Annotated in this window: 27 protein-coding genes; 12 read left to right on the forward strand and 15 right to left on the reverse strand. The window is 69.0% G+C overall.

Annotated features, from left to right (window positions below; translation table 11 throughout):
- Nucleotide 1: 1 nt before the first annotated feature.
- The gene (locus tag A3G1_RS0100115; protein ID WP_040477244.1) at nucleotides 2–391 is read left to right on the forward strand and encodes an NUDIX hydrolase; all 390 of its coding nucleotides are present in this window, start codon (nucleotides 2–4) and stop codon (nucleotides 389–391) included.
- A 194-nt stretch (nucleotides 392–585) separates the two neighbouring features.
- On the opposite strand, the gene A3G1_RS0100120 is transcribed toward A3G1_RS0100115, so the two are convergent.
- From A3G1_RS0100120 to A3G1_RS0100140, 5 genes are all read right to left on the reverse strand, one after another.
- Nucleotides 586–1,743, reverse strand: a complete 1,158-nt coding sequence (locus A3G1_RS0100120) for an acyl-CoA dehydrogenase family protein (protein WP_018347422.1) — start codon at nucleotides 1,741–1,743, stop codon at nucleotides 586–588.
- 23 nt (nucleotides 1,744–1,766) lie between these two features.
- A complete protein-coding gene (locus tag A3G1_RS0100125; protein WP_018347423.1) occupies nucleotides 1,767–3,281 on the reverse strand; it encodes an acyl-CoA carboxylase subunit beta in 1,515 nt (504 codons plus the stop codon).
- Between the two features lie 170 nt (nucleotides 3,282–3,451).
- The gene (locus A3G1_RS32375) at nucleotides 3,452–3,724 is read right to left on the reverse strand and encodes a chaplin family protein (protein ID WP_018347424.1); all 273 of its coding nucleotides are present in this window, start codon (nucleotides 3,722–3,724) and stop codon (nucleotides 3,452–3,454) included.
- 307 nt (nucleotides 3,725–4,031) lie between these two features.
- The gene (locus A3G1_RS0100135; protein ID WP_157640778.1) at nucleotides 4,032–5,411 is read right to left on the reverse strand and encodes a hypothetical protein; all 1,380 of its coding nucleotides are present in this window, start codon (nucleotides 5,409–5,411) and stop codon (nucleotides 4,032–4,034) included.
- 150 nt (nucleotides 5,412–5,561) lie between these two features.
- Nucleotides 5,562–6,644 (reverse strand): hypothetical protein, encoded by a 1,083-nt coding sequence (locus A3G1_RS0100140; RefSeq protein ID WP_157640780.1) that lies wholly within the window; start codon nucleotides 6,642–6,644, stop codon nucleotides 5,562–5,564.
- A 36-nt stretch (nucleotides 6,645–6,680) separates the two neighbouring features.
- On the opposite strand from A3G1_RS0100140, the gene A3G1_RS0100145 reads away from it, so the two are divergent.
- Both A3G1_RS0100145 and A3G1_RS0100150 read left to right on the forward strand, forming a co-directional pair.
- Nucleotides 6,681–7,196 (forward strand): SigE family RNA polymerase sigma factor, encoded by a 516-nt coding sequence (locus A3G1_RS0100145; protein ID WP_018347427.1) that lies wholly within the window; start codon nucleotides 6,681–6,683, stop codon nucleotides 7,194–7,196.
- Nucleotides 7,193–7,969: a hypothetical protein gene (locus tag A3G1_RS0100150; RefSeq protein ID WP_018347428.1), complete on the forward strand. Its 777-nt coding sequence runs from the start codon at nucleotides 7,193–7,195 to the stop codon at nucleotides 7,967–7,969. Before A3G1_RS0100145 ends, A3G1_RS0100150 begins: the two co-directional genes overlap by 4 nt.
- Here the strand turns inward: A3G1_RS0100150 and A3G1_RS32380 are convergent.
- Genes A3G1_RS32380 through A3G1_RS0100165 form a run of 3 tightly spaced genes read right to left on the reverse strand, consistent with a single transcriptional unit; the run spans nucleotide 7,958 to nucleotide 11,002 of the window.
- Entirely contained in the window at nucleotides 7,958–8,731 is a 774-nt protein-coding gene (locus A3G1_RS32380) for an alpha/beta fold hydrolase (RefSeq protein WP_018347429.1), read from the reverse strand. The genes A3G1_RS0100150 and A3G1_RS32380 overlap by 12 nt on opposite strands.
- 58 nt (nucleotides 8,732–8,789) lie before the next feature.
- Nucleotides 8,790–9,677 (reverse strand): hydroxymethylglutaryl-CoA lyase, encoded by an 888-nt coding sequence (locus tag A3G1_RS0100160; RefSeq protein WP_026211647.1) that lies wholly within the window; start codon nucleotides 9,675–9,677, stop codon nucleotides 8,790–8,792.
- 2 nt (nucleotides 9,678–9,679) lie between these two features.
- The gene (locus tag A3G1_RS0100165) at nucleotides 9,680–11,002 is read right to left on the reverse strand and encodes an acetyl-CoA carboxylase biotin carboxylase subunit (RefSeq protein ID WP_018347431.1); all 1,323 of its coding nucleotides are present in this window, start codon (nucleotides 11,000–11,002) and stop codon (nucleotides 9,680–9,682) included.
- 86 nt (nucleotides 11,003–11,088) lie between these two features.
- Between A3G1_RS0100165 and A3G1_RS0100170 the strand changes: the two genes are divergently transcribed.
- Together A3G1_RS0100170 and A3G1_RS0100175 are read left to right on the forward strand one after the other, a co-directional pair.
- Complete coding sequence (locus A3G1_RS0100170) at nucleotides 11,089–11,424, forward strand: hypothetical protein (protein ID WP_157640782.1); 336 nt, start codon at nucleotides 11,089–11,091, stop codon at nucleotides 11,422–11,424.
- A 127-nt stretch (nucleotides 11,425–11,551) separates the two neighbouring features.
- The gene (locus tag A3G1_RS0100175) at nucleotides 11,552–11,764 is read left to right on the forward strand and encodes a hypothetical protein (RefSeq protein WP_018347433.1); all 213 of its coding nucleotides are present in this window, start codon (nucleotides 11,552–11,554) and stop codon (nucleotides 11,762–11,764) included.
- A 170-nt stretch (nucleotides 11,765–11,934) separates the two neighbouring features.
- Here A3G1_RS0100175 and A3G1_RS0100180 read toward each other — a convergent pair whose 3' ends face one another.
- Nucleotides 11,935–12,516 (reverse strand): TetR/AcrR family transcriptional regulator, encoded by a 582-nt coding sequence (locus A3G1_RS0100180; RefSeq protein WP_018347434.1) that lies wholly within the window; start codon nucleotides 12,514–12,516, stop codon nucleotides 11,935–11,937.
- A gap of 52 nt (nucleotides 12,517–12,568) precedes the next feature.
- Between A3G1_RS0100180 and A3G1_RS0100185 the strand changes: the two genes are divergently transcribed.
- Entirely contained in the window at nucleotides 12,569–13,351 is a 783-nt protein-coding gene (locus tag A3G1_RS0100185; protein ID WP_018347435.1) for an MOSC domain-containing protein, read from the forward strand.
- Here A3G1_RS0100185 and A3G1_RS32385 read toward each other — a convergent pair.
- The 3 genes from A3G1_RS32385 to A3G1_RS0100200 form a co-directional block, all read right to left on the reverse strand.
- Nucleotides 13,348–15,963: a tetratricopeptide repeat protein gene (locus A3G1_RS32385; RefSeq protein WP_018347436.1), complete on the reverse strand. Its 2,616-nt coding sequence runs from the start codon at nucleotides 15,961–15,963 to the stop codon at nucleotides 13,348–13,350. The two genes, A3G1_RS0100185 and A3G1_RS32385, sit on opposite strands and share 4 nt — an antisense overlap.
- Nucleotides 15,960–17,747, reverse strand: a complete 1,788-nt coding sequence (locus tag A3G1_RS0100195) for an HSP90 family protein (protein WP_026211648.1) — start codon at nucleotides 17,745–17,747, stop codon at nucleotides 15,960–15,962. Before A3G1_RS0100195 ends, A3G1_RS32385 begins: the two co-directional genes overlap by 4 nt.
- Nucleotides 17,748–17,848: 101 nt before the next feature.
- On the reverse strand, nucleotides 17,849–18,346 hold the full coding sequence (locus A3G1_RS0100200; RefSeq protein WP_157640784.1) for a VanZ family protein: 498 nt from the start codon (nucleotides 18,344–18,346) through the stop codon (nucleotides 17,849–17,851).
- 63 nt (nucleotides 18,347–18,409) lie between these two features.
- On the opposite strand from A3G1_RS0100200, the gene A3G1_RS0100205 reads away from it, so the two are divergent.
- Nucleotides 18,410–19,198, forward strand: coding sequence for a maleylpyruvate isomerase family mycothiol-dependent enzyme (locus tag A3G1_RS0100205; RefSeq protein ID WP_018347439.1), 789 nt, complete (start codon nucleotides 18,410–18,412; stop codon nucleotides 19,196–19,198).
- A 3-nt stretch (nucleotides 19,199–19,201) separates the two neighbouring features.
- Here A3G1_RS0100205 and A3G1_RS0100210 read toward each other — a convergent pair whose 3' ends face one another.
- On the reverse strand, nucleotides 19,202–19,972 hold the full coding sequence (locus A3G1_RS0100210) for an SGNH/GDSL hydrolase family protein (protein ID WP_018347440.1): 771 nt from the start codon (nucleotides 19,970–19,972) through the stop codon (nucleotides 19,202–19,204).
- Between the two features lie 138 nt (nucleotides 19,973–20,110).
- Here A3G1_RS0100210 and A3G1_RS0100215 point away from each other — a divergent pair, with 138 nt between their 5' ends.
- From A3G1_RS0100215 to A3G1_RS0100230, 3 genes are all read left to right on the forward strand, one after another.
- Entirely contained in the window at nucleotides 20,111–21,814 is a 1,704-nt protein-coding gene (locus tag A3G1_RS0100215; protein ID WP_026211649.1) for a proline--tRNA ligase, read from the forward strand.
- A gap of 1,759 nt (nucleotides 21,815–23,573) precedes the next feature.
- Nucleotides 23,574–23,804, forward strand: coding sequence for a hypothetical protein (locus A3G1_RS32390; RefSeq protein WP_018347442.1), 231 nt, complete (start codon nucleotides 23,574–23,576; stop codon nucleotides 23,802–23,804).
- Nucleotides 23,801–24,103, forward strand: coding sequence for a sugar ABC transporter substrate-binding protein (locus A3G1_RS0100230; RefSeq protein ID WP_018347443.1), 303 nt, complete (start codon nucleotides 23,801–23,803; stop codon nucleotides 24,101–24,103). The genes A3G1_RS32390 and A3G1_RS0100230 overlap by 4 nt, the downstream gene beginning before the upstream one ends.
- Here the strand turns inward: A3G1_RS0100230 and A3G1_RS0100235 are convergent.
- Nucleotides 24,100–24,924, reverse strand: coding sequence for a hypothetical protein (locus A3G1_RS0100235; RefSeq protein ID WP_018347444.1), 825 nt, complete (start codon nucleotides 24,922–24,924; stop codon nucleotides 24,100–24,102). The two genes, A3G1_RS0100230 and A3G1_RS0100235, sit on opposite strands and share 4 nt — an antisense overlap.
- Nucleotide 24,925: 1 nt before the next feature.
- Nucleotides 24,926–25,768 carry an RNA polymerase subunit sigma-24 gene (locus A3G1_RS0100240; protein WP_026211650.1) on the reverse strand — a complete coding sequence of 281 codons (843 nt, stop codon included), beginning with the start codon at nucleotides 25,766–25,768 and terminating at the stop codon, nucleotides 24,926–24,928.
- A gap of 209 nt (nucleotides 25,769–25,977) precedes the next feature.
- Between A3G1_RS0100240 and A3G1_RS0100245 the strand changes: the two genes are divergently transcribed.
- Both A3G1_RS0100245 and A3G1_RS0100250 read left to right on the forward strand, forming a co-directional pair.
- The gene (locus A3G1_RS0100245) at nucleotides 25,978–26,409 is read left to right on the forward strand and encodes a hypothetical protein (RefSeq protein WP_018347446.1); all 432 of its coding nucleotides are present in this window, start codon (nucleotides 25,978–25,980) and stop codon (nucleotides 26,407–26,409) included.
- Complete coding sequence (locus A3G1_RS0100250; protein WP_018347447.1) at nucleotides 26,409–26,633, forward strand: hypothetical protein; 225 nt, start codon at nucleotides 26,409–26,411, stop codon at nucleotides 26,631–26,633. Before A3G1_RS0100245 ends, A3G1_RS0100250 begins: the two co-directional genes overlap by 1 nt.
- Nucleotides 26,634–26,715: the final 82 nt, after the last annotated feature.

Raw genomic sequence — 26,715 nt, forward strand, 5'->3', positions numbered from 1 at the left:
GATGCCGATCGCGGCGGCCGTCGTCGTCTCGGACGGGCGGGTTCTGCTGGTCCGCAGGAAACAACGGGAAGGGCAGCTGTCGTGGCAGTTCCCAGCCGGCGAAGTCGAACCAGGGGAGACCGGCACCGACGCGGCAGTCCGCGAAGCCCACGAAGAAACGGACCTGATCGTCCGGGCGATCGGGACCCTGGGTAACCGGGCGCACCTCGCTACCGGCCGGACGATGATCTATGTGGCATGCGAAGTGCTGTCCGGTACGGCTCGCGTCGCCGACGAAGAGGAGCTCGCCGAGGTCGAGTGGTGCGACGGCACCCGGCTGGCCGAGTGCATCCCCTACCCGTTGTTCGGCCCGGTACGGGCCTACCTCGACGAACACCTCCGGAAATGCTGAGCCCGCGCGGGGAGCAGACCCCCGCGCGGGCGGCTTAGCAGGTACACCACAAGCTTGTGAACTTTGGTTTGGATCGCACCTGAAGTGGCCCGCTGAGGGCGGATCTGGCAAGCCTCGGGGTTCGCCACGTACCGGTGTTGTACGTGGCGAACCCCGAGGCGCAGTCCAGATTCGTCCTCAGCGGGTCCAAACGGTCAGGAGAGGAGGTCGCGGGCGATGAGCATGCGCTGGACCTCGCTGGTGCCCTCGCCGATCTCCAGGATCTTGGCGTCGCGGTAGAAGCGGCCAGCCGGGAACTCGTTCATGAAGCCGTAGCCACCGTGGATCTGGGCGCACTCGCGGGCGCTGGTGGTGGCGGCTTCCGACGAGTACAGCTTGGCGATGGCCGCCTGGCGCTTGAAGTCCTCGCCGGCCAGCATGCGGGCCGCAGCGTCGTAGTAGGCGAGGCGGGAGGTGTGGGCCCGCAGCTCCATGTCCGCGATCTTGAACTGGACGGCCTGGTAGTTCGCGATGGGCTGGCCGAAGGCGTGGCGTTCCTTCGCGTACTTCACCGACTCGTCCACGCAGCCCTGGGCGAGGCCGACCGCGAGCGCCGAGATCGCGATCCGGCCCTCGTCGAGGATCCGGAGGAACTGGGCGTAGCCACGGCCCTGCTCGCCGACCAGGTTGCCGACCGGCACCCGGACGTTGTCGAACGTCAGCTCGTGGGTGTCGGAGGCGCACCAGCCGACCTTCGAGTACCCGGGCGCGACGGTGAAGCCCGGCGTGCCGTGCGGGACGATGATCGAGGAGATCTCCTTCTTGCCGTTCTCCTTGATCCCGGTCACGGCCGTGACGGTCACCAGCGTCGAGATGTCGGTACCCGAGTTGGTGATGAACGCCTTCGAGCCGTTGATGATCCACTCGGTGCCGTCCTCCGACAGCTCCGCGCGGGTCATCGTGCCGCCGGCGTCTGAGCCCGTACCCGGCTCGGTGAGGCCGAAGGCTGCCAGCTTGCGGCCGGACAGCAGATCGGGGAGGTACTGCTTCTTCTGCTCCTCGGTACCGAACCGGTAGATCGGCATCGCGCCCAGGCTGATCGCGGCCTCCAGCGTGATCGACACGCTGGAGTCGACCCGGGCGATCTCCTCCAGGGCCAGGCAGAGGGCGAAGTAGTCGCCGCCCATGCCGCCGTACTCCTCCGGGAACGGCAGGCCGAACAGCCCCATCTCGCCCATCTTCGCGATGATCTCGTAGGGGAAGGCGTGCCGCTCGTAGTAGTCGCCGATGACGGGCGCGATCTCCTTCGCCGCGAACTCGCGGACGGTCTGGCGGAGCGCCTCGTGCTCGTCGCTGAGCTTGAAGTCAACCATGTCGCTGTGTCCTTTGGGGCGTCTCAGACGGGGGTCACGCCGTGGCGGCGGCGGGAGAAGGCACGGTCCTTGCCTGCGGCTGCCGCGTACCGGCGGATCAGCTCCGCCCGCAGGTCGGCCGGCTCCACGATGGAGTCGATGACCAGCTCGCTGGCGAGCCGGACGATGTCGATGTCCTCTTCGTACTCCGCGCGCCTGGCGGCGACGAAGTCCTCGCGCTCCTCGGCCGGGAGTGCCGCGATCTTGTTGGCGTACACCGCGTTGACCGCGGCTTCCGCTCCCATCACGGCGATCTTCGCGGTCGGCAGGGCGATCGTGGCCTCGGGCTCGAAGCCCGGGCCCGCCATCGCGTAGAGCCCGGCGCCGTACGCCTTGCGGACCACGACGCAGATCTTCGGCACGGTGGCCTCGCTGATCGCGGTGATCATCTTCGCGCCGTGCCGGATGATGCCCTGCTTCTCGACCTGCGTGCCGACCATGAAGCCCGGCACGTCCGACAGGAAGAGCAGCGGCACGTTGAACGCGTCGCACAGCTGCACGAACCGGCTCGCCTTGTCCGCGGAGTCGACGAACAGCACGCCGCCCTTGAACATCGAGTTGTTCGCGACGACGCCGATCACCTGGCCGTCGAGCCGGGCGAAGCCGACCGTCAGTTCCCTGGCCCACAGCGCCTGGATCTCGAAGAACGAGCCCTCGTCGACCAGCCCCTTGATGTACCGGCGCATGTCGAACGCCTGCCGCTCGCTCGGCGGCACCATCGCGGCGAGGTCCACACCGGAGGATTCGGCTGCCTCGGCGGCCGGGGGCTGCTGGGTCCAGTTGGACGGGAGGTACGACAGGTACCGGCGGATGGCCTCGATCGCCTCCTCCTCCGACTTGCAGAGGAAGTGGCCGACGCCGGACTCCTTGCAGTGCACCGAGGCACCGCCCATCGCCTCCAGCGTCGTCTTCTCCCCGGTCACCATCTCGACCATGCGGTCGGAGCCCAGGTACATGGAGGCGTTGCCGTCGACCATCGCGACCACGTCGCAGAAGGCCGGGATGTAGGCGCCACCGGCAGCCGACGGGCCGAACAGCGCGCAGGCCTGGGGGATCGAGCCGCTCGCCTTGACCTGGTTGTAGAAGATCTTGCCCGCGCCGCGGCGACCGGGGAACAGGTCGACCTGGTCGGTGATCCGGGCTCCGGCGGAGTCGACGAGATACACCATCGGCGTACCTGTCGCGTACGCCCGCTCGATGATCCGGATGATCTTCTCGACGGTCCGGGCGCCCCAGGAGCCGGCCTTCACCGTCGAGTCGTTGGCCATCAGGCACACCGGGCGGCCGTCGACCGTCGCCGTGCCGGTGACGACGCCGTCGGCGGGCAGGCCGTCGGCGAGCGCGTTGGCATACATGCCGTCCTCGGTGAAGCTGCCCTCGTCGACGAGGAGCGCCACCCGCTCGCGGGCGAAGAGCTTGCCCTTCGCGGCGTTCGCCGCGTGGTACTTCTCCGCGCCGCCCGCCTGGATCCGCTTCCGCAGATGCTCCAGACCTTCCACCACTGTCCTCCGCTGGCCCGACTGAACGATCGTTAGGGCCAGCCTACAACCACACACGCGAAAGCGGGCCTCCCGGAGGCCCGCTTTTTCCCACAGGGTGAACAGCACTCCGCCCCGGCTGGCTGCCGGGGCGGAAACCGTGCTGCTGGGTGAGATGGGTGAGACTGGGGTCAGTGCTGGACGCCGACCGCCACACAGTGGTTGGACGCGCCGATGCCCAGGCCGGCCACGCCGACGCCGTTGCCGCAGATGTTCCCGACGATCTGAATCGGGATCGCGATGTTGTTGCCGGTCAGGATGCCCGAGTTGCCGTGCGAGATCTGGACCCAGCCCTCGGTGCGCGGGTCTTCCGCCGGGCTGGCCTGTGCAGCGGCCCCCGTGACGGCGACAAGGCCGAGGGACAGGGCTCCAACGCTGATGGTCTTCTTGATCCACATGTTCATGACAGACACAGAACCTTTCTCGGAAGCTCGGACGGAAGGTGCTGAAACCGCTTGCCTTGTGAATTTTTACCCATCTAGCGGCAGTCTGCCCTGATTTCCCCAGAAAAAGCCCAGGACCTCCCTTTGGGAGGCCCTGGGTGAAAGATCTATGGATACACGCTCCGGGCTGGCGGTCCGGTCGCGAGAGTCTGCTCGGTCACGCGCAACTTCTTCGCTGGTACCGGGCGGGCGGGGCGCGGGCCACCACCCACCCGGTACTTCGTGCTTGGAGCTGTCTAGCCGTCTAGCTGCCTAGCGGAAGAGCTGGTTACGCCTGGTCGGCGACCGCGACACCGGTGTCGGACACGCCGCCACCCGCACCCAGGACGCCCACGCCGTTGCCGTTCACGTTCCCGGCGATGTTCAGCTTGGCGATGATGTTGTTGCCGGTCAGAACGCCGGAGTTGCTGTCGGAGATCTGCCAGGTCGGGCCGCCGTGACGCGCGGTGCCGGCCTTCGCGGCGGGCGCGGCCTTGGTCACCTTGGTGGCCTTGGCAGCCTTGGCGGGCTTGGCAGCCTTGGTGGCCTTGTGGCCCTTCTTCGCCTTCTTGCCCTCGGTCATCTCGTCGGCCGCGACGTCGCCGACGCCCAGGTCACCGACGGGCAGGCCGGCCACGTCCACGCCGTTCTGGCCGCTGTTCAGGTTCGCCGGAACCAGGCCGCCCACGACCGGGAGCTTCCCGACCATGTCACCGCCGGGCAGGCCACCGCCGGTCAGCCCGCCCAGGGGCAGGTCGCCCACCAGCGGCAGGGACTCGGTCTTCTTGGCGTAGTGGTGGCCACCGTTGCCGCCCTGGTCGGCGAAGGCACCGCAGAAGTCGCTGATGCCCAGGCCGAAGCCGCCGCCGCCGACGCCGTTGCCGCACACGTTCAGCGCGACGTTCACGGGGACGTACACGTTCTGGCCGGTGCCGACGCCCGAGTTGTCGGACGACATCTGGTTGACGCCGCCCTCCTGGTTGGCGACAGCCACGCAGGAGTCGCTGATGCCCACGCCGCCGCCGAGGATGCCGACGCCGTTGCCGCAGCCGTTCAGGGCCAGGTTGACCGGGATGTAGACGTTGTTGCCGGTCAGCAGGCCCGAGTTGCCGTGCGAGACCTGCATGCCGCCAGCGCCGTGGCCGTAGCCCTCGGTCGCCGACTCACGCTTGCCGGACTTGGCGGCCTTGGCCAGCTTCGCCGGGGAGATCTTGCCGTGCTTGGCGGTCTTGACCGGGGCTGCCATCGGCATGCCCATGTCCTCGCCCTGGTCGGCGCCAGCCGCGCACAGGTCGCTGACACCCACGCCAGCGCCGGCGATGCCGACCCCGTTGCCGCAGACGTTCGCCGCGATCTGGCCGACCGCCGCGCCCTGGTTGCCGCTCAGGATGCCCGAGTTGTTGTGCGTGGTCTGCACGACCGGGGTCACGTCCTGGTCGGCCCACGACACGCAGGTGTCGCTCACGCCGAGGCCGCCACCGAGGCCGCCCCCGCCGTTGCCGCAGAAGTTGCCGGAGAGCTGGCCGGCCGCGATCCCGTTGTTGCCGGTACCGACGCCGCTGTTGTCCGATGCGGACTGCACGCTGGCGGAGGCCGAGCCTGCGGTCAGGAGGATGGCGCCTGCGGCGAGCACACCCACGTTAATCGTCTTGCGAACCCACGTCTTCATGACAGGAGAAGAACCTTCCTGAAAGGTACTGGGAAAAAGAATTGGTTTTGCTATTGGGAATTGCATGGAATTGCTGGGAAATTCAGCCAAGAGAAATGAATTGCCCGCGCAGCCCTTACCGCGGAAAAGTCGAGCCGCGCGGGCAGTCCACTAGTCGGGCGAGACCATCGGGTCCGCGGCAGAGTCCCGCGAGATCCCGATGAAGGACGTCACCGGCAGGACACCAGAGATGGGTGCACTGTGGATGACGGAACCAGGAACCAGGGCGGCAGAGCCACTGTCCTGGTGGGAGCCGGGCAGGCTGCCCGTGCTTCCCGTGTTACCCGTGCCCGGGCCGGACGGAACCGGCGAGGCGGGCAGGGGCTTGCGCGGCGCCGCTGGAGTGCTGACGTCGCGAGCAGCCATGACCAGGTCGCGGTCGAAGCTGCTGCGCTCCGGGGAGACCTCTCCCGTCGGAGCGGCGGCCGGGGGGCCGCTCGTGACACGCGTGCTGCGCTCCTGCGCCTGCACCGTGCCGGGCACCGCGGTGACCTGCCGCGGTGATGGGGAACCGGTCCGGTCCACCATCCCGTTGCCCGAAGCCCGGAAAACCGGCTCGGTGAGCTGACGGAGGTCAGTCACCGGTGCGATTGCCTTGGCCAGCGGAGTGATGGCGGTGCCGGTCAGCTCGGCGGGAATGACGTCGGTGGCGACCACCGAAATCACGCTCTGCGTGGTCCGCGCGAGACCCGTTACCACCTGGCCGGTGGTTGCCGGGAGCACCCGATCGGGCACGCCCCCCTGCTCCAGTAGGCCGGACGTGACGCCCAGAACGGGGTCGGTGACCGCGTTCGTGGTTTGGGCGACCGGCGCCAGCCCGGCGGGAGAGCCGAGGTGCGAAGCCGTGTCGAGCAGACCGCCGAGCGGCGCGGTGGCAACGTCGGCCACCTGCGCCACGTTCAGCGCGTCCTCAGGAGAATCGCCGGCCTGAGCGGCCGAGCCGGACAGCAACCAGGCCGCCGCGGCGAAACCCGCGATCGTCAGGGCACGCAGCGCATGGGCACGCCAGGACCGCGCGGTGCGCGTGGTCTGTGACGTGTTCATGGCTGGATCGTCCCTTCGCGGTTTTCCTTGGACATATGGGTCAACGAAAGGTCTCTGCCGGCAGTCACGGCTATTGCCGGAGAAATCCGCCGAATTTATTTTCGTGTACCGGCTGACATAGTGAGCTGCCCGCCGGTGCGTGTATTCCACTGACACGAGGATGGCCGGGAGTACCGGAGGACCGGGATGGACGACGCAGCCGAGCGCGAGTTCCGTGAGTACGTCGCGGCGAGGCAGGGCGCGCACTACCGGACGGCGTACCTGCTGACCGGGCACCACGAGGACGCGCAGGACCTGGTGCAGGCCGCCCTGACCCGGCTCGCCGCGCACTGGCCCCGGGTGCAGCGCTCGGGCTCGCCCGACGCCTACGTCCGGCGGATCCTGTACCACCAGCGGGTCAGCTGGTGGCGCCTGCTCCGCAACCGGCGCGAGCACGCGGCCGCCGAGCTGCCCGACCAGCCGTCCATGGTGGACCCGGCTGCCGACAGCGCGGTCCGGGTGACCCTCGGCGCCGCACTCCGGCAGCTCACCCCGAAGCAGCGCGCCGTGATCGTCCTCCGGTACTACGAGGACCGGCCGGAAGCCGAGATCGCTGAGATCCTGGGCTGCTCGGTCGGCACGGTGCGCAGCCAGGTGCACCGGACTCTGGCCCGCCTTCGTGTGCTGTGCCCCGAACTCGCACTCACCCTGGAGACAGCATGACCATCGACGACGCGCGGCTCAGTTCCGCGCTGCACGAGCTGGCCGACACCCCGGCCCCGGCAGGCCTGGCCGACACCGCGCTGGCTGGCGCCCGGCGCAGGCGGCGGGTACGAGCCGCCGTGACCAGTACTTCCGCGCTGGCCGTGGCGGGGATCCTCGCCGTTCCTTTCCTGTTCAACAGCGGGGCGACGCCGGCCCCGGCCGGGTTCGGTGCCGCGCCGTCCCCGTCACCCACGAGCTCCCTGGTCCTGCCAGGTGAACCGGCGAAGTGCCAGCTTCCCATGATCAGGGTGGACGTGAAGGAGGTGCCGCAGGACAAGCGGCCGCCGTACCTGAAGGGCGTGCTGGAGGCGCTGCCACCGCGCTCCGACTACCAGGTGCAGTCGGGCACGCTGATCTGCGACTTCAACGAGGGCCGGGGCCTGGAGGCATACGCGGTGATCAACCTCGGCGGCATGACCCGCCCGGGCGGCCACCTCACCGTGTACCTGAACAAGCCGTCGGAGCGCCCGAAGACGTGCGCGGCGTTCGCAGCCAAGCACCAGTCCGAGAACGTCACGATCACGTCCTGCCAGGAGGCTGACGCCAGCAACCCGCTCCGGGTGACCACGCGCGAGACCCAGGGCACGGTGATGGCCTTCGCCGTCTACCCCGACCGGGCACTGTGGATGGAGTCACACCCGGCGAAGACCGGCGGGGTCCCGGTGACCAGCGCCGAGCAGCTCATGAAGGTCGTAACCAGCAAGAACCTGCACGACCAGCTAAACCAGTAGGAACTCCCGCACCGCCAGCTGCCACAGCTCCGGGCTGTCGAGGTGGACGTCGTGACCACCACCCGGGAAGGTCACGGCGCTCGCCAGCGGATGCGTGGCCATCCGCTCGAACTCGGCGGCGTCCAGGAAACCCTTCTCGCCCCTGACCAGCAGCATCGGGCAGGACACCGAGGCGAACTCCGTCCATCGTGGACCAGACGCCGCTGCGATCGTCGCGACCATGACGTCGGAGTCGAAGGCCGGACGGAGCCCGTCGTCGTGTACTTCGAGCCCGGCGGCCCACGCCGCCCCGGCCAGCCCGCCACCCAGATACTCGGCGGCCGTCGCCAGGTCAGGGAACGGCACCGGCCAGCCCGACAGCCAGCGGTCGATGCCAGCAGCGGTGTCGCCGTCCGGGCCGGCCGGGCCAGCCTCGGCGAGGACGAGCCGGTTCACGAGATCGGGCCGGGCGGCCGCCACCAGGAAAGCAGTGTGCCCGCCGAGCGACTGGCCGATCACGACGGCTGGGCCGATCTCCTCCAGCGCGAGGACGGCGTCGGCGACGTGCGCAGCACGGGACACGTCGGCCGGGCGGCGCTCGCTGGCACCGTGACCGCGCGGGTCGAGAGCGTGGACGTGATGCGTACCGGTCAGCCAGGAAGCGGTCGCCGCCCACTCCCGCGCGTTCCCGCACAACCCCGGCAGCAGGAGTGCCGGCGAACCGGTGCCGCCCAGGTCGTGGAGAGCCAGCCGGGTACCGTCAGCGGCCGTCAGCGTGATCATGGTTCGGAAACGTAGCAGCGGGCCGCCTGTGATGGCAGCCCGCTGGTACAAACAAGATCTAGACCCGAGGCCCCGCACGCAGGACGCCGGACGGCAGCTCACGGCCGACGATCTCCTGCGCCAGCTTCGCGACCTCGATCAGTGCCCGCAGGTCGATGCCGGTGTCGATGCCCATGTCTTCCAGCATGTGCACGACCTCCTCTGTCGCCACGTTGCCGGTCGCACCCGGGGCGTAGGGGCAGCCGCCGAGCCCGCCGACACTCGCGTCGTACTCGGTGATCCCCAGCTCCAGAGCCGTGAGGATGTTCGCCAGGGCCGTGCCGCGCGTGTTGTGGAAGTGCAGCAGCAGCGGCAGGTCGTGCTTCTCCCGGACCGGCCCGACCACCTCACGCACCCGGCGCGGCGTACCCATGCCGGTCGTGTCGCCGAAGGCCACCCGGTCCGCGCCGTCTGCGATCACCCGGTCCACAATGGCGTGCACGCGCAACGGGTCGACATCCCCCTCGTACGGGCAGCCGAACGAGGTCGAGATGATCACCTCGGCCGTCGCGCCGTTACGGTGCAGCAGGTCGATGAGCTGGGCGATGTCGTCCAGCGACTCGTCCGTGGACCGGTTGACGTTCTTCAGGTTGTGCGTGTTCGACGCGGAGACCACGACCTCGATCTCGGAGAAGCCGGCCGCGAGCGCGCGCTCGGCACCCTTCGAGTTCGGAATCAGCGCCGAGTAGCTGATCTCCGGGTTCTTGGCCGCTGCCGACCAGACCTCACCCGCGTCGGCCATCTGCGGGATGGCCTTCGGGTGCACGAAGCTGACCGCCTCGATGCGCTTCACTCCGGTACCCGACAGGGCGTCCAGCAGCCGCACCTTGGCCTCGGTCGAGACCACGGCCTCGTTCTGCAGGCCGTCGCGCGGTCCGACCTCGCGGATCGAAACAGAGCTGGGCAGGCTCACCTCATCCTCCCGACGATGCCGGTGTCGTAGTCCCCGCTCAGGAACTCCTCGTTCTCCAATAGTTCCGCGAAGAACGGCAGGTTGCACTTCGGGCCGACGATCGTGAACCCGGCAACGGCGGCCTTGGCCTTCTCGATCGCCTCGGCCCGGGTCGGGGCGTGCACGATCACCTTCGCCATCAGCGAGTCGTAGAACGGGGTCACGGTCGTGCCGGGGCCGTACCCGGAGTCGACACGCACGCCCTCCGGCTCCACCCACTCCTTGACGACGCCGGGGCCGGGCAGGAAGCGCTTGGGGTCCTCGGCGTTCACCCGCAGCTCGATCGCGTGGCCACTCGGCGTGGTGGGCACCTCGACCGGCAGGCCGGACGCGACCCGCAGCTGGGCCTCGACCAGGTCGATGCCGAACACGGACTCGGTGACCGGGTGCTCGACCTGGAGCCGCGTGTTCATCTCGAGGAAGTAGAAGTCGCCGGTCGACGGGTCGAGCAGGCACTCGACAGTGCCGGCGTTGCGGTAGTCCACGGCCTCGCCGGCTTTGACGGCTGCGGCGAGCATCCGCTGGCGGGTCTCCTCGGAGATGCCGGGGGACGGGGACTCCTCGACGAGCTTCTGGTTACGGCGCTGCACGGAGCACTCCCGCTCGCCGAGCGCGACGACGGTGCCGTCGGCCAGGCCGAGGATCTGCACCTCGACATGCCGGATCCGGGGGAAGTACCGCTCGACGAGCACGCTGCCGTCGCCGAACATCCGCTCGGCGAACCCACGAACCTTGTCGTACTCCTTGGCCAGGCTCTCCGGGTCGCCCGCCGGGGCCATGCCCATCCCGCCACCACCGGCCGAAGCCTTGATCATGACCGGGTACCCGATGCGCTCGGCGGCGGCCAGCGCCTCCTCGACGGTGTCCATCGGATCCGGGGTGCCCGGGGCGACCGGTACGCCGGCGGCGGCCATCAGGTTCCGTGCGTTGATCTTGTCGCCCATCGCGACGATCGCCTCGGAGGACGGACCGACCCAGATCAGCCCGTTGTCCACGACGGCCTTGGCGAAGTCGGCGTTCTCGGAGAGGAAGCCGTAGCCGGGGTGGATGGCCTGGGCGCCCGTCGCCTTGGCCGCGGCCAGGACAGCCTCGGTGTTCCGGTACGACTCGGCGGGGTTGGCCGGCCCGATCAGCACAGCCTCGTCGGCCTCGGTGACGAACGGCATGCCGACGTCGGCCTCGGAGTACACAGCGATGGCCCGGATGCCCAGTCGTTTCGCGGTGCGGATGACCCGGCGGGCGATCTCACCCCGGTTGGCGACCAGCAGCGACTCGATCAACGTCTTCCTCCGAACCATCACGAACCCACGAGCTGAACGATCGTTAGGTTATCTCAGCCAGCTATAGACCTGCTATACCCAAGGACATGATCTCGCCCTGCCCCGAGTGTGGCGGCCAGCGGGTGTCCGCGCCACTGTACGGCGACGCCGCGATCGGACGCGGCACCTGGGCCACCCGGCACGTCACCGACCTGCGCTGCCTGGCCTGCCTCGCCTGCGGATACACCGCCCTGTACGCCAAGGACCTCGACAAGCTCCGCAACGCGGCCCGCAAGCACCCGAAACAGTTCGGGCTGACCGAAGCCCCGGCCATCCCAGCCCAGCGCGAACCAGCCGGCGAGACCTCACCACCCGGGGCCTCGTCACGTGCGGCCTCGTCACCTGGGGACGAGGACACAGCCGAGCACCCGGTCGTGCCGTAGACCAGTTTCCGGCAACCGCCAGACGCCGCCGCCTTTGTCTGATATATCCACATAGTTGCGCTGAGGCCGCTTTGGGTGACCCGGCACTGGCGTGGCGCTCGTCTCTCAGGCAAAAAAGGGGCACACAGTGCACAAGACAATCGGCGTCCTCGTGGCGGCCGCCGCAGGGATGCTGCTGCTGGCCGGGCCGGCACACGCCGACACCAACGCCTACAACTCGGGGCTGCTCACCACAGCCGGCGTCGCCGTACTCCCGGTACAGGGCTGCATGAGCCCGATCACGGTACTCACGGCAGGCCTCCCGCTGGGCCCACCCAGCCAGGACCGCTGCGCCCAGTAAAACCGGTACTCCCGCCCTTGATCTCGATGATCTTGATCTAAGGCGAGGTGGCCCGCTGAGCGGAAATCTGACAAGCAACGCGAAAGCCCGTGTACTGGTTGTACACGGGCTTTTGCGTTGCGCAGCTCAGATTTTCGCTCAGCGGGTCGGCACGACAAAGCGGGTCGGCACTACGAAAGGGCGGAGAGGGCGGCTTTGCAGAGGAGCGCGGCCCGGCGGTCGCGGTCGACCTCCCCGCCCAGGAACGGCGTCGAGTTCATCAGGCCGAAGGCCGCGTGGGCCAGCACCCGGGCCTCGCTCGGCGCCAGCTGGGGCCGCAGCTTCGTCAGTACCCCGACCCACTCCTCCACGTACTGCCGCTGGAGCCTGCGGATCTCGCGGCGCGGCTCGGCTGGCAGCCGGTCCAGCTCGTGCAGGTGCACGGCGATCACGGCCGGATGCGCGAGCGCGAACTCGACGTGGAAGCTGACGAGGGCGGCGAGCGCCTTGGCCGGCTCGCCGGAGAACTCCAGAGCCCGCTCCTGACCACCGGCCAGCAGCTGCTCACTGACGGGGGTGAGCGCGGCGGCCAGCATGGCTTCCTTGCCGGCGAAGTGGTGGTACAGCGCCGGGCCGGTCACCCCGGCAGCCGCGCCGATGTCGTCCATCGAGACGCCGTGATAACCGCGTTCGGCGAAGAGCTGGACGGCGATGTCCAGGATCTCGTCGCGGCGGGTGCGGCGGCGAGGCGGGGCGGCGAGGTCTTCGGTCACCCGGACAGGGTAACTCGCGAGTAACCCTCACAGGCTGTGGAAGGCTGGCGGGATGCGGTTGGCGAACCTGACGATCTATCCCATCAAGTCCACTCGTGGCATCGATGTCGAAGCTGCGCCGGTCGAGCCGTGGGGCCTGGCCGGCGACCGCCGCTGGGTCGTGACCGACCCGGAAGGCGTGCAGGTCACGGCCCGAGAGGCTCACGCCTTGTTGCAGGTCAGCACGGCACTCGTGCCGGGCGGCCTAGAGATCGAAGGCCTGTTCGTGCCGGAGCCGGAGGGCGGCGAGCTCGTGCCGATCAGGGTCGGCAGGGACGACCTGACCGGCGTCGTGGCCTCGGCGGAGGCCGGCGACTGGTTCTCACGGCGGCTCGGCAGGCCCGGCCTCCGCCTCGTCTGGTGCGATGACCCGACCCGGCGGCGGCTCAAGCCGGCGTTCAGCCAGCCGGGCGACAGCAGCGCGCTGTCCGACGCCTATCCGCTGCTGCTCGCCACGACCGGATCGCTCCAGCAGCTCAACACGTGGATCGGGCCGGAGTCCGACCTGCCGATGACCCGCTTCCGGCCCAATGTCGTCGTCGACTCGGCCGAACCGTTCGCCGAGGACACCTGGAAGCGCATCCGGATCGGCGAGGTCGAGTTCCGCGCGGCTGAGCCGTGCAGCAGGTGCGTCATGACCACTGTGGACGCCGAGACGCTGACCACCGGCCCTGAGCCGATCCGCACCCTCGCGAAACACCGGAGGTGGGACGGCAAGACCTGGTTCGGCATGAACCTGATCCCCGACGGGACCGGCGAGCTGCGGCTCGGCGATCCCGTCGAGGTGCTCGCCTAGCCGGCTTCCGTTTCCTCTTTCGCCTCGGCCAGCAGGGCTTCGACCTGCGGGCGCTGCGGAGCCTCCGCTGGCAGCTCGGCCAGCGCGGCCTCCAGCACCCGCACGGCTTCATCCTGCTGGCCGCTCTGTAGCAGCAGGCGTCCGTGCAGTGTGGACGCCGTCGCCGCCTGGAAACTGGCCTCGATGCCACGGAACATGTCAGCCACCGGCTCGATCCGGGTCAGCGCGTCGGCCGCCCGGTCGTGGTTGGCCAGGATCCTGGCCGCGTCGTAGCCGAGCATGGCCAGCTCCCAGACCGCCTGCGGCTCAGCACTCTCCAGTGTGGATGCCGTCTCATCGGCCACACCCAGCACGGCCAGCGCCTGCCCCGGATCGCCTGCCCACTGCCACGACAGGGCCGAGCGGCGGCGCGCCCGCAGCTCGTCCAGATCAAGACCCATTTTCTTGTACGCGTCGGCAGCCAGACCGAACTGTGCGGCAGCCTCGGCGTCCCGGTCGACCATGTCCAGGTGCCCGGCAGCCTCCTCACGGAGCTGGCCCTCACCCGCGTGGTTCTCCTCGGCCGCGCACTCGGCGATCACGTCATCGAGCAGCGTGATCGCCTGGTCCGTCTGGCCGAGGTCCGCGTACGCCTTCGACAGGATGAACCGGCACCGGCCGGCCTCCTCGTCGCCGGTGGCGACCAGGATGGACAGTGCGTCCTCCGCGACCAGTGCTGCCTCGTCCGGCTTGCCGATGTGCAGGTAGATGCCGGCGAGCTCCATGCCGGCACTCGCGGCCTGCGGCGTACCGGGCAGGCCCGCCATCACCGCGCGATAGTCCGCAGTGGACTCGTCGAGCTCGCCGAAGCTCTGGTGCATCCGGCCACGGAACAGCCGGGCCAGGCTGAGGTCCTCACCGGCCAGGCCGGGCAGGGCGAGGCCCACCAGCCCGATCGCCTCCCGCAGCCCGTCCTCCGTACCGAGGGCGGCGTTCGCCTGGGCCAGCCGCATCCGGGCTCCCGCGATCTGCTGAGGCCTGCCCGCCTGCTCAGCCAGCTCCAGCGACCCCGTCAGCACCTCGACCGCCTCGGGAGCCCGGCCGCTGAGCAGGAACGCGAGGCCGTACCGCCCGCAGGCCGTCGAAGCCTGAGCCGGCGTGCCGTGCGCAGCCATGTACTCGGCTGCCGCCGCCAGCTCCGCCAGCTGCTCCTCCGACACGCCCCCGGCCTCGATCACCTCGATCGTGACCCGGCCCAGGCATTCCAGCCGTCGTACCTCGTCGCCGGCCTGCGCGAACAACTCCGCCGCCCGCGACCAGTGCTTCTGGGCTTCCGCCCGCTCGGCATACCCACGGGCGACGAGCCGCAGCGCCAGCAGCCGGCCCTCCGGCTCGGGGCAGACCTCGTCGAACCGGCGCCAGTACCCGGCTTCGAGCACCTCGTCATACGTGCCCTCGGCGAGGTCGGCCAGCTCGGCGGCGGTCAGGGAACTGTCCACTGTGGGTACAGGATCGGGCTCTGTGACCGGGGCAGGCGGGGCGAGCGGCTGAACGGCGGTGAGCGGCAGATAGTCGATCCACGGCTCTTCCACCAGGCGCTCCGCGACCCAGTCGCCCTGGTGACTCGTGCCGTTACGCGCGTCGAACCGCGCGCCCAGCGCCGTCGCACGCTCGGACAGCTCCTTGTGCAGCTCAGCCACCGACCGCTCCGACCGGCCGACGATCACCGCACCGTGACCGAGCCCGGCCAGCCGGCCCAGCAGCAGGCCAGCGGCAGCCGAGAAGGTCATCTCGGCCATCGGTGACGGCGCGGTCTCCAGCCAGTCGAGGTGGCGGCCGAGCAGTTCCAGCCCGCGCGCCTCGTTGCCGGTCAGGGCACAGAAGGCGATGTGGTCGGCGATGTCGTACAGCTCGGCACGGTTGGCCTGGATCAGCCGGTAGGCCTTGCGGTGCGCGTCGCGCGCCTCGGCCAGCCGTCCAGTGCGGACATACGGCTTGAGCAGCCGGGTCAGGATCGACTGCGGCTGCTCCGTGCAGTCCAGCTGGCCGTTGAGCACCGGCAGCGCCTGGGCGACGGCCTCCTCGTACTCCCCGCGCGAGCTCAGGTAGCCGACCTGCCCGGCCGGGTCGCAGCCGATGCAGTCGGACATCTCGACCCGCGGCGCGATCTGCCACTGCCGGTACTCCTCGGCAGAGGCTTCCTCGTCGCCGATGTGCCGGGCCAGCACGTGCTTGTACTTGTGGACGGGCTGCATGCCGTGCCCCGCCAGCTGGTACCGCCGCTCCATGTCGGCCAGCACCGCCCGCGTCCGGTCCAGCGGGATCTCCGGGAACCGGGTCAGGTTGCCGATCATCCACTTGAAGTGCCAGAACAGGCTGTGGTTGTACCGAGCCTCCGCCTCACCACGGTCGTAGGCTGCCAGGCACCAGGCGAACGTGACGAAGCTCTTGGACTCCTCCCCGCCGTACTGGTAGGCGTTGGTCGCCAGCATCCGCGCCGCGTACTGCACATCGGCGTGCCCGCCAGCGTCAGCGTGCCGGATGACCTCCTCGACGGCGGCGATCTGCGCCGAGCCGTACGGCATGCGCCACGCGTCACCCAGCATGTCCCGCAGTTCGTCGATCGTCCTCATGCGACACCCCCCATGGTGTTGCCGTCAGTGCCAGGGACGGCCTGGTTGAGCAGGCCGAGGAACGACCTGTTGAGCAGCGCGGCGTCGGCCGGCCGGATCGGGTGGTATCCGAGCAGCAGCGCCTGCCCGTACAGCGCCTCGACCGCCAGGCCGACCAGCTCGGCGCTCTCCAGGCTGGCGATCCGCCGGATGAGCGGGTTGCGGTAGTTGAGCACGAGCTGCGGCCGGTCCTCGGCCGGCTTGTCGAAGGCCGAGAGCACGCCAGCCCACAGCTCGTCGGCCCGATCCCGGGTCGCGCGCAGCTCGGCGGCGAAGGCCGCTGAACGGTCCAGCAGGTACAGGGCGGGAAGCGTGGCCGGCTCGAACGACCGGAGCACCAGCTCGCAGCCGAGCTTGTCCATGCTGCGCTGAGCCGCGTTCAGGAAGGGGCGCATGGCCAGCTCCACCGACGGCTCCACCGGGTCGAACCGGGTGGCCAGGTCGGTCGGGTCCAGCCGTTCGACCTTGATCTCCGGGTCAAGGGACGGCAGCCGCTCGATGATCTCGGAGTCGTACGTGTACCCGCCGTTGACCAGCGCGATGTCCTGCGCGGCGGCCACCGCGGCCAGCTGCCGGAACTCGTCGGCCGTCGCCGTGTACCGGATGACGCCGTACCGGGTGCGGAACTCCGCCAGAGTCATCCGCCCGACGTTGGTCTCCACCGGCCACCACTCGTCGACCAGCCGGAGCATGTCGTCGTCGTGCTGGGCGAGCGCCTTGACCCCGAGGTGGTGCACGCCGAGGAAGTCGCCGAGGCGGCGCGGGTCGGTGCGGGCCAGGCCGACCAGCCAGCCGCGGAGCTGGTCGCCGAGCGCCTCGCGGGTCTCGTCGAGCAGGCTGTCCGTGTACAGCGCCTCCCGGCTGGCCGTCGGGCGCAGCTCACCGGCGTCGACCACGCAGCGGGCGAAGAACGCCCAGTCGGGGAGCAGGCCCTCGATGCTCTCGCCGAGCAGCATCCGCTTGAGGTACACGCGGTGGCCGGAGCGCTCCGCCGGATTCGCAGGGAAGGGCAGCACGTACGCGACGCCGGAAAGGCCGGCCGCCGGGACCTTCAGCTCCACCGCGTCGAACGGCGTGAACCCGAGCGCGTCCTGCGCATACCCCACGAGGTCGGCCTTGCGCTGGTGCTGCTCCTCGGCAGCCCACGGGAGGCCGGAGCCGGTGACCTGCTCGCCGTTCACCAGGACCCGCAGCGGCAGCATCGAGCCGTACAACCGGGCGAGCTCGACGACAGTGGGCGCCTCGAACCACTGCCCGCCACCCGGCCGGGCCACGAGCGTCACGGTCGTGCCGATCTCCGGCCGCTCGGCGGCAGCGGCCCGCACCGAGTACGTACCGTCGGACCGGCCCAGCCACTCCACGGTCTGCGAGCCCTCGGCCCTGGTCAGCACGTGCACCTCGTCGGCGACCAGGAACGCGGACAGCAGCCCGATCCCGAACTGGCCCAGGAACTCGTGCCGGGCGAACCCGAGGTCGTCCCGCTTCGAACTGCGGCCGATCGTGGCCAGCAGCTCGTGCACCTGCGCCTCGGTCAGGCCGACGCCAGGGTCGGCGATCGTCAGCCGGGTGCCGTCCGTTGTGATCTCCACAGTGGACGGATCGGCCTGGGCGGCCAGGCCGCGGGCCGTGACGGCGTCCACGGCGTTCTGCAGCAGCTCACGGACATACACCCGCGGGCTGGAGTACAGATGGTGGCTGAGCAGGTCGACGATGCCCCGCAGATCTACCTGGAAAGTTCGCTCCACGGCAGCCACCGTACCGACCCGGTCCGACATTTGCCGTACCTGTTTCCCGCCACTCCGTGATCAACATCCGGCGGGCCCGGCCTGCGCAGAACAACCCGGTGTCAGCTCGCGCGCCAACCGGCCACATACCGGGCACAACAGGCGGCGAGGAAAGCCCCGGCGGCGTTCAGCAGGACGTCGTCGATGGAGCTGTGCCTGCCGATCGCCAGCACGTACTGGACGATCTCCACCACGGCCGAACAGCCAGCCGCGATGGCAAGCACACGGAGCGGGGTCAGCGCGGGCCAGCGGATCGGCAGGCAGAAGCCCAGGGCTGCGAAGACAAGCAGGTTACCGCCGATCTGCTCCATCGGGGACGGACCGCCGAGCTGGTCGGCGAGGTCACGGAACGGTACGAGGTTCACGGAACGGCCATGCCCGGCCGGGGTGAGGATCATCCAGAGCCACGGCACCGTACCGGCCACCATCGCCACGTCGCACAGCGCGGTACGCCACGAGCCCCTGCGCCTGGCCAGCAGCCACACGACCAGCGCGCCCGCAGGTACCAGCGCGACGCTCGCCAGGATCACGCCGCCCCACACCCGCCAGGTCTCCGCCACCAGCACAGTGTGCCGGTGCCCGTGCCCCTTGTCGGAACAAGCCGGCCGGGGCAGTCTGGGGTAATGGCTCCCCCGAAGCACGCAGACGCGTGGCGCCACACGTTCGGTGCCTCTGTCGCCCTCGCTGGCCAGTTCGCCCCGCACGACTGGGGGCGGCCCACCGACTGCCCAGCGTGGACGGTGCACGACATCGTCGCCCACCTGATCGGCGCGGAACGGTGGACGATGGGCGAGCCGCTCCCGGACTACCAGCTGCCGGACCTGCCGCACGTCGGCAAGGACTTCGACCGGTGGACCGAGATCCCGGTGCAGCTCCGCAAGGGCCTGCCGCCAGCGGTGCTGGTCGCGGAGCTCAAGGAGGTGTACGAGCTGCGGTCAGCCCAGATCGGCACCCTCGACGGCACAGCGGAGACCTCCTCGCCCTGGGGCTACGACATGGCGGTCGACCAGGCCGTCGCGATCCGCGTGCTGGACTGCTGGGCACACGAGCAGGACCTGCGGCGCGCCGTGAACCGGCCGGGCAACCTGGACTCGCCCGCCGCCCGGGTGGCCCGCGCGACGTTCCTGCGTGCGCTGCCGAAGATCGTGGCCCGGGTCGGCGGGCCGGGTGACGTCGTGCGGTTCGACGTGACCGGCGCGCTGCCGTTCTCCACGGACATCGAGGTCGACGCCGACGGCATGGGCTTCGCACGGGGCGCGACGGGCCGGCCGGCGGTCACGCTGAGCATGGGCTGGGACACCTTCGCCCGGCTGTGCTGTGGCCGCGTACCGGCGAACCGGGCTCCCGTCACCTACACCGGCAACGCCGAGCTGGGCCTGCGGGTGGCGATGAAACTCGCCGTGACCCCGTAGTCCCTAGAACTCGTCCAGGATCAGCTTCGTCAGCTCGGGGCGCTTCGCGGTGAGCCCGTCGCCGGAGGAGCGGCCGGTGAGACGGCGGCCGACCCACGGTACGAGATGGTTCCTGGCCCACTGGGCGTCGGCGCGGCGGCGGGCCAGCCACGGCGCGGGCTCGGCTGGCGGCAGGTCGGCCGACCAGCTGGGCTCAGCCGGTACACCCAGAGCAGTGAGAACCTTGGCAGCGACCCGGCGGTGGCCGGCGGCGTTGAGGTGCAGCCGGTCGATGCTCCACAGCCGAGGGTCGTGGAACGCCTGGTCGTTGTAGAGGTCGATCAGGTAGGCGCCGTGCCGCTCCGCAGTCTCGGCGACCTTGATGTTCATGGCCTCTGTCCGGGCCTTGACCAGGGACTTCCCCGGCATCCGCGGCGTGATGTCGGCGAACTGGAACAGGACGACGTCAGCGCCGCTGGCCCGCAGCATCCGCACGATCTCGTCGAACCTGGCCACCAGCGCCGGCACGTCGACCTTGCGGCGCAGCACGTCGTTGCCCCCGGCCGCGAAGCTGACCAGGTCGGGAGCCATCCGCAGCGTCGCGGGCACCTGCTCCTCGACCACGGCGTCGAACTTCTTGCCGCGGATCGCGAGATTGGCGTAGCTGAGGGTGGCCTCGGCGGCGAGCCGGTTGGCGACCAGGTCGGCCCAGCCCCGGAAGACGCCGCTGGGCAGGGCGTCGTCCATGCCTTCCGTGAAACTGTCGCCGAGCGCGACGTAGCTGGACCAGCGCATAACGACAGTTGTACAACGAGCGTGCGCGCGCACGCTAATTCGCCCGGCATGACCTCGATTACAGCTCCGGCGCGCGCCGTCGGCCCGGCCGGTAACTCGGTCGCGGGCGGGCCCGGAACCAGCCCATACTCTCTGGGCATGGCGATACGAATGTCGACTTTGTTCCTCCGGACCCTGCGTGAAGACCCCGCGGATGCCGAGGTGCCCAGCCACCGGTTGCTGCTGCGTGGCGGCTACATCAGAAGGTCATCTCCCGGCGTCTACTCCTGGCTTCCGCTCGGCAGGCTGCTCCTCGACCAGGTCAACCGGGTGATCCGCGAGGAGATGGCCGCGACCGGCGCGCAGGAGGTCTCGCTGCCATCGCTGCTGCCCCGCGACGTGTTCGACGAGTCGGGCCGGTGGACGGAGTACGGCGAGGAGATGTTCCGCCTGCGGGACCGGCGCGGCGGCGACTACCTCCTCGGCCCCACCCACGAGGAGATGTTCACGCTGCTGGTGAAGGACCTCTACTCCTCGTACCGCGACTATCCCGTGACGCTGTTCCAGATCGGCACCAAGTTCCGCGACGAGAAGCGGCCCCGCGCCGGGCTGCTGCGCGGCCGCGAGTTCCTGATGAAGGACGCGTACTCCTTCGACCTGACGAGGGAGGGGCTGGACGCCTCCTACGCCGCCCAGCGCGCCGCCTACATCCGCGTCTTCGCCCGCCTCGGGCTGACCTACGAGATCGTCACGGCGGTCTCCGGCCCGATGGGCGGCTCGGCCTCTGAGGAGTTCCTGGCCAGGGCTGCCGTCGGCGAGGACACCTACGCCGGCTGCTCCGCCTGCGGCTACGCGGCGAACGTCGAAGCCGTCGTCACCCCCGCACCCGCAGCCCAGCCCGTCACCGCGCCCGCGATGACCGTGGTCGACACCCCCGACACCCCCACGATCGAGTCCCTGGTCAAGGTCATCGGTGAGCTCGGCCGCGACATCACCGCCGCTCAGACCCTGAAGAACGTCGTCTTTTTCGTACGGGAGCCCGACGGCACCGGTGCGCCCCTGATCGTCGGCGTCCCCGGAGACCGGGACGTCGACCAGAAGCGCCTCGAAGCCGTGCTCTACCCCGCCACGGTCAGCATCTTCGAGGACTTCGCCGCGTACCCCCAGCTCGTCCCCGGCTACATCGGGCCGCAGGGGCTCGAAGGCGTGCGGTACCTGGCCGACCCCCGCGTCACCGACGGGACGGCCTGGGTGACCGGGGCCAACGCCGAAGGCAAGCACGCCCTGGACGTCGTGTGCGGGCGGGACTTCACGCCCGACGGGACCATCGAGGCCGCCACGGTCCGCGAGGGCGACCCCTGCCCCGGCTGCGGGAACGGGCTGAGCATGGAACGCGGCATCGAGATCGCGCACATCTTCCAGCTCGGGACCCGGTACACGGACGTGTACGGGCTCGACGCCCTCGACGCCAGCGGCGAGCTGACCCGGATCCTCATGGGCTCCTACGGCATCGGCGTCTCCCGCGCGATCGCCTCGATCGCCGAGCAGCACCACGACGAGCACGGCCTGATGTGGCCTGCCGAGATCGCGCCGGCCCAGGTGCACGTGGTCGCGCTGGGCAATGTGGACGCCGCCCTCGACCTCGCCGCTTCCCTGGAATCCGCAGGGCTGCGCGTGATGGTCGACGACCGGGCGGGGATCTCGGCCGGGGTGAGGTTCGCCGACGCCGACCTGCTGGGCGCGCCGCACATCGTCGTGGTCGGCCGGCGCTACCCCGACGGCTACGTGGAACTGAAAACACGCGCCACCGGGAACCGTGAGGACGTACAGCTGGACGCGCTCACCTCCCGGCTCGCGCGCTGACCCCTCCGGTCGTCCTCCCGAGCCCTGCCGGGCTCACGGCCGCCCTCCGGGCTCACGGGTGGGGGCTCCCGGCGCTACCGCGCCACGCCCCCACCCTCCTCTGTCTCCGCTCGTCTCTGCTTTTTCTCCAGGTCCGTCCGCGTCCGACCGCGCTCGACCCGCAAACACCCGTACCCCTGAATACCCGGCTGACCTCGGGCTCCCGCATCTCGGGCACCGTCACGAACCGGCAGTACCTTCACGAGCCCAGAAAACTGCCCCGCGAGACGGCATAGCCCCGCCCCGCCATCCCTCGTTATCCACACGGCAGCGCCGAACCCGCGAACCCGCGCCTCACGTTCCGTGACTCCCATTCTCGACGCCCTGTGATCTTCGGCAAGTTATGCACAGGCTCGGCCCGGGGTTATACACAGCCCACAGGCCCCAGAGTTATCCACAGGCCGACCCGCCAACAGCGGGCAGGGCGCCCCACATCAGACACGAGATCCACAAGCTCACAATCGGCGAATTCCGGGCCGATGAGCTCAGCAGTCCCGTTGTTTCACGTGAAACCACCCCGCAGGACGGTCATATCTGCCTAAAGTGGTCAGGGCGGAGGCGACAAGCCGTCCCCAGAACTTATCCACAGCCTGTGGATAAGTATGTGTGTAAGAAGAAGCACCCTGGGTCTGTCCACAGGGTGCAGTGGAGTTATCCACAGGGTTGTCCACAGGCTGTGTGAAGTAACACCTCATGCGCCGCCGCCTCGGAACTCCCGCCGAAGACTCACTCACAGTGAGCCGGCTCGCGTGCCGAACCTCGGACTCGACCCACGTGCCGAAGATCGTCCTACCTGGTGGAGACGAGGGGAATCGAACCCCTAACCCCCGCCTTGCAAAGGCGACGGCAAAGCATACGACAGTGTCGGCTGGCGTCTGACGCTGGGGTACCGGCCTCGGTGATGCCGCTCGATGTCGGCCATTGTCGGATGCCTTGGCTACAGAATTGGCTACAGCTACCGGCCTGTCCAGTTTCGCTCTGCATCAAGATCGACCTGCGTTGCAGCCTGTGAGGTTCGCCCTCACGGGCCGCAACGGGTTTGATCTTTGCCCTGCACAAGGAGGGGCCTTTCAGCCATCCCGTCGCCTCGTCCCACACGTAGTGCGATCGGGCCTGCCCCTCCCTGGCGCAGGTGGAGCGCCCCACTGGACGAACGACCTGTGCCAGGGAGGGGCGGGTCTGATAGGGCTTTGCCTGGGTCGTGGCGTCGGGATGGCTGACAGAGCACCGACGACCGAGAGTCCACCGCTCTGCCCAGCCATCCCGGAGCTGAGGCCCCCGCCGGAGGCGTGCTCTTGACCTTCCCCGCTCACCACCAGGTCGTCACGCTCGATCGGTGCGAGGTCTGGCCTGAGCCACAACCAGACGACCCGGCACGNGCGGAGAGCTGGGCAGGCTGATCGAGTGTCACCGTGAGCGGGCAGGCGTCGCGACCACTCCACTTCGGTCTTCAAAAGTGCTGGACCACCTACCCGCCTCGCGGCTGGCTCTTGAGCGTGCCGGTCGTGGTCTCCGCCGGTTCTCGGCGGCTTCCCGTGCCCGCGGCCGACCGGAGGGAGAGCCGCGGGCACGGCGTGCCGCCGGGCGGCTGCCGCGACCGGCACGCGCGCCGCGAGGCGCGCCTTGATCCTGTAGAGAACAATTCGGCAACCACTCGGGGTGTGTGCCATCTGCTGCGTGTCCAGCACGTGCATAGGTCATGCGCGGTAGGATGTGCAGTATGGCTACTGAGCGGGTGAATCTGACGATGGATCAGACGGCTCTGGCTGCGGCGCGGTCGATGGCTGCGGCTGAGGGTCAGTCGTTGTCGGAGTGGCTGTCGAAGGCTGCGCTGGAGCGGGTGATGGCGCATGCTGCGCGGGTGTCTGCTGAGCAGGATCGGCTGATGCCGGAAGAGTTCGCGGGCTTCGACGCTGAGCGTGAGGCACGGATGTTCGGTGAGGCGGCGTGAGGCGTGGCGAGGTGTGGGCGATCAAGCGTGCCGGGCGTGAGCACCTGGTCGTCATCGTCGGGCATGACACCTTGACTGAGGCTCGTACCGGGGTGCTGTCTGTGCCGCTGTCAGACGTGCGGGCGTCGACGCTGATCGAGCCCGCGCTGTGGCTGGACGACGACACCCCGGCTGGTGTGGCGCTGACGCCCCGGGTCGGAGAAGTCACCAAGGACTACTTCTCCGAGTGCCGGGGCAAGCTGCGAGATGACAGCCTCAGCTCACTCGACATCGCGCTGAGGGCTGCGCTCGATCTTTAGCGGGTGAAGTCGGTGCAGTAGGCAACGGTTGCGTCGTCGCTGACTTTGCCCCTGTGCCAGCGCTCGCCGTGTGGGTCTGCGGCCTCGATGGCGCGAGTCTGGCGGAGGAGTTCGCTCGGTCCGTCTGCGGCGAGAAGGGCGAGCGTCTGGGGCCAGTTGGCTTCCTCGAAGACGTCAACGAACCGCGAAGCGCCGTCGGACAGCAGGGCTGCTGCTTTCACGGTGCTGGCCGGGACGCTGCCTCGGATCGCTTCCTTGGCAACCGTCGGGTCGGCTGCTGCGACCCAGAATCCGCCGGGGCTGTTGCGGTGCTTCTGCATCTGGACCATGAACCGGGCGCGAGCTTGCGCGTGCTCGGTTGTCCCGACAGGCAAGGATGCCATTTCAGCCCAGAGGTGCTGGGCAACGTCGTCATGCCGGTTGTCGCAAATGACTAGGGGCTCGTCGCCCTGGTCGAGGACGAGAGTCGAGTCGGCGAGGACGAGGTAGTCAAGATTCTCTAGGTGCTGGCGCAGGATGACGACCGTAGCTGAGGGCGTTCCGGGGTGCGTGGTGTCGCAGGTGTCGGCGTGGCTGGCTGCCACATCCCGGATGGCGTCTGCGAGCAGGACGTCTAGTCCGTGCCCGGGTCGCGTGCTCAGGTGATTGAGAAGTGTGCGGCCGAGCTGCCCGACGTACCAGGGCGCGTCGTGGATGCAGCCTGACTCGATACCAGTCGTTCCGACTCCGTCAATGACGATGACGGCGTCCTCGGTGGCCGCTACGAAGTCCTCGTTCGGGACGCCCGGCTGGGCTGGTTCGGTGGCGAACGTAACGCGCATGTCACACAGCCTCGTGTCGGTAGATCGGGCTCAGCAGCTCGACCCTGGTCGGGCTGTGAGTGTCAGGGTCATAGTCGGCGCCAACGATCACTGAGAAGCGGTCGGTCTTGGCCTGCCGGTACAGCTCGTCGATTCGGGTACTGATCAGGTGGGCCACGCCGAGGGAACCCTGGGGGTGAATGCCCGTGAAGATGATCAGGTCGCCCAGGCCGTCTGGCCTTCTCAACCGCCCGAGGTAAGCCGTGTCGTTCGGACGCGGAGGGTCCTGATCCTGGCCGGATCGGTACCGCTGGCCTGTCTGCCTGTCCACCAGGGTCCAGACCTGGTCGTGGTCACGCTCGAACCTGATGAACGGGTCCTGATCGAGGACTTCAGCGATGGCGGGGGAGATCCGGGGACCAGACACCACGATCAAGCCTGCGCGGTTGAGGTCGATCGCACCGCCGACCGGGATGCGCTCGGTCGAGCAGTCAAGGCCGAACGACTCGGCTAGGTCCTTGAGCTGGCTGGCTACGTCGGTATCCTCCACCGCAACCACCGGGCGGGATCGGATGGTTTCCCGCTTCACGGGGATGGCGACGGTGATCGAGCCAGAACCGAGGAAGGCCCCTTCGGCTGCGGGGCCGTCCTGCTTGATCTGGTGGATCCGCCCACGGCTCAGACCTACAGCCTTGGCAATGTCGCCGTAGGAGTGGCCTTCGTCGTGCAGCTCAGCGATCAGCAGCTTCCGAAGCCTGCCAAGCTCTGTGGCCTCCTGACGCGCTTCTGCCATCTTCTTCGTGGCGCGGCGTACCGCCTCGAAGCGATCCGGTAGCTCCCTAAGCTCTCGAACGCTGTCGATCATCGCCACGCACCCTTCCCTAGTCGGGTCGCATACCCGCTCAGCCCCCATGTCCAGGAGCACGTTCCGTTCCTTGCCTTCGCTCAATCCTAGATCCTTGTCTAGGCCCCTTGACGCCCGGCGAACGGATGAGTACTTTGGTGTCTAGCCCCCTAGACAGTGCCGGGAAGCCTCGGCGGTCAACTGTCTAGGGTACTAGACAGGAGATTGCGGTGGCGATTGCTGGTGGTTTCCGGTTCAAGGTCGACATGGCGGATGTGTTCCCGAAGGGGTGCGTGATGGGTGCGGATCCGGTGGTGGCGGTGACGGACTTCGAGAAGAAGGGGAAGAAGGCCGACGACCAGGAGCGTGACAAGCAGGATCCGGATCTGCGGGTGTGGGCGGTGCGGGTGACTGACCTGGACGAGGCGCTGGTGGGTAAGTCGCGTGAGGTGGTTGTGAAGATCTCGGCCACGGTGCAGCCGGTTCCGCCGGTGGGTGCGTTCCAGCAGGTGGAGTTCGAGGGGCTGACGATCACGCCGTGGGTGGAGGAGAAGTCGTTCGGCGGGGTGAGCCGGGGCGTTCAGAAGTTCTCGATCCGGGCGACCGGTTTCAAGATGTCGGGCAAGGCTGCTCCGGCGGCGGCCCCGAAGGCTGGCGCGTGATGCGGCGGTCGGCGCGGTCGAACCTGGACACGACGGTCAGCCAGCATGTCCGTGAGTACACCGAGTGTTCCTACGTGGTCTATGGCCATCAGAACCGGGTGACCGTGGACGTCGGCCAGGTGACGTTGTTCCTGCCCGCCTCCGAGCTGGCTGAGCTGATTGACGTGCTCGGTGAGGTTCAGGCGGAGCTGGCTTTGGCGGTCGTGCCGCCGGATGGTTCGTGATCGGTCTTGGTGGTGCTGGGCCGGTGTTCTTGGCGGAATCTGCGGCCCAGCACTCGTAGCAACTCCCTGATGAGCAGGAGGT

This window comes from Longispora albida DSM 44784, from assembly GCF_000379825.1.
Lineage (GTDB): Bacteria > Actinomycetota > Actinomycetes > Mycobacteriales > Micromonosporaceae > Longispora > Longispora albida.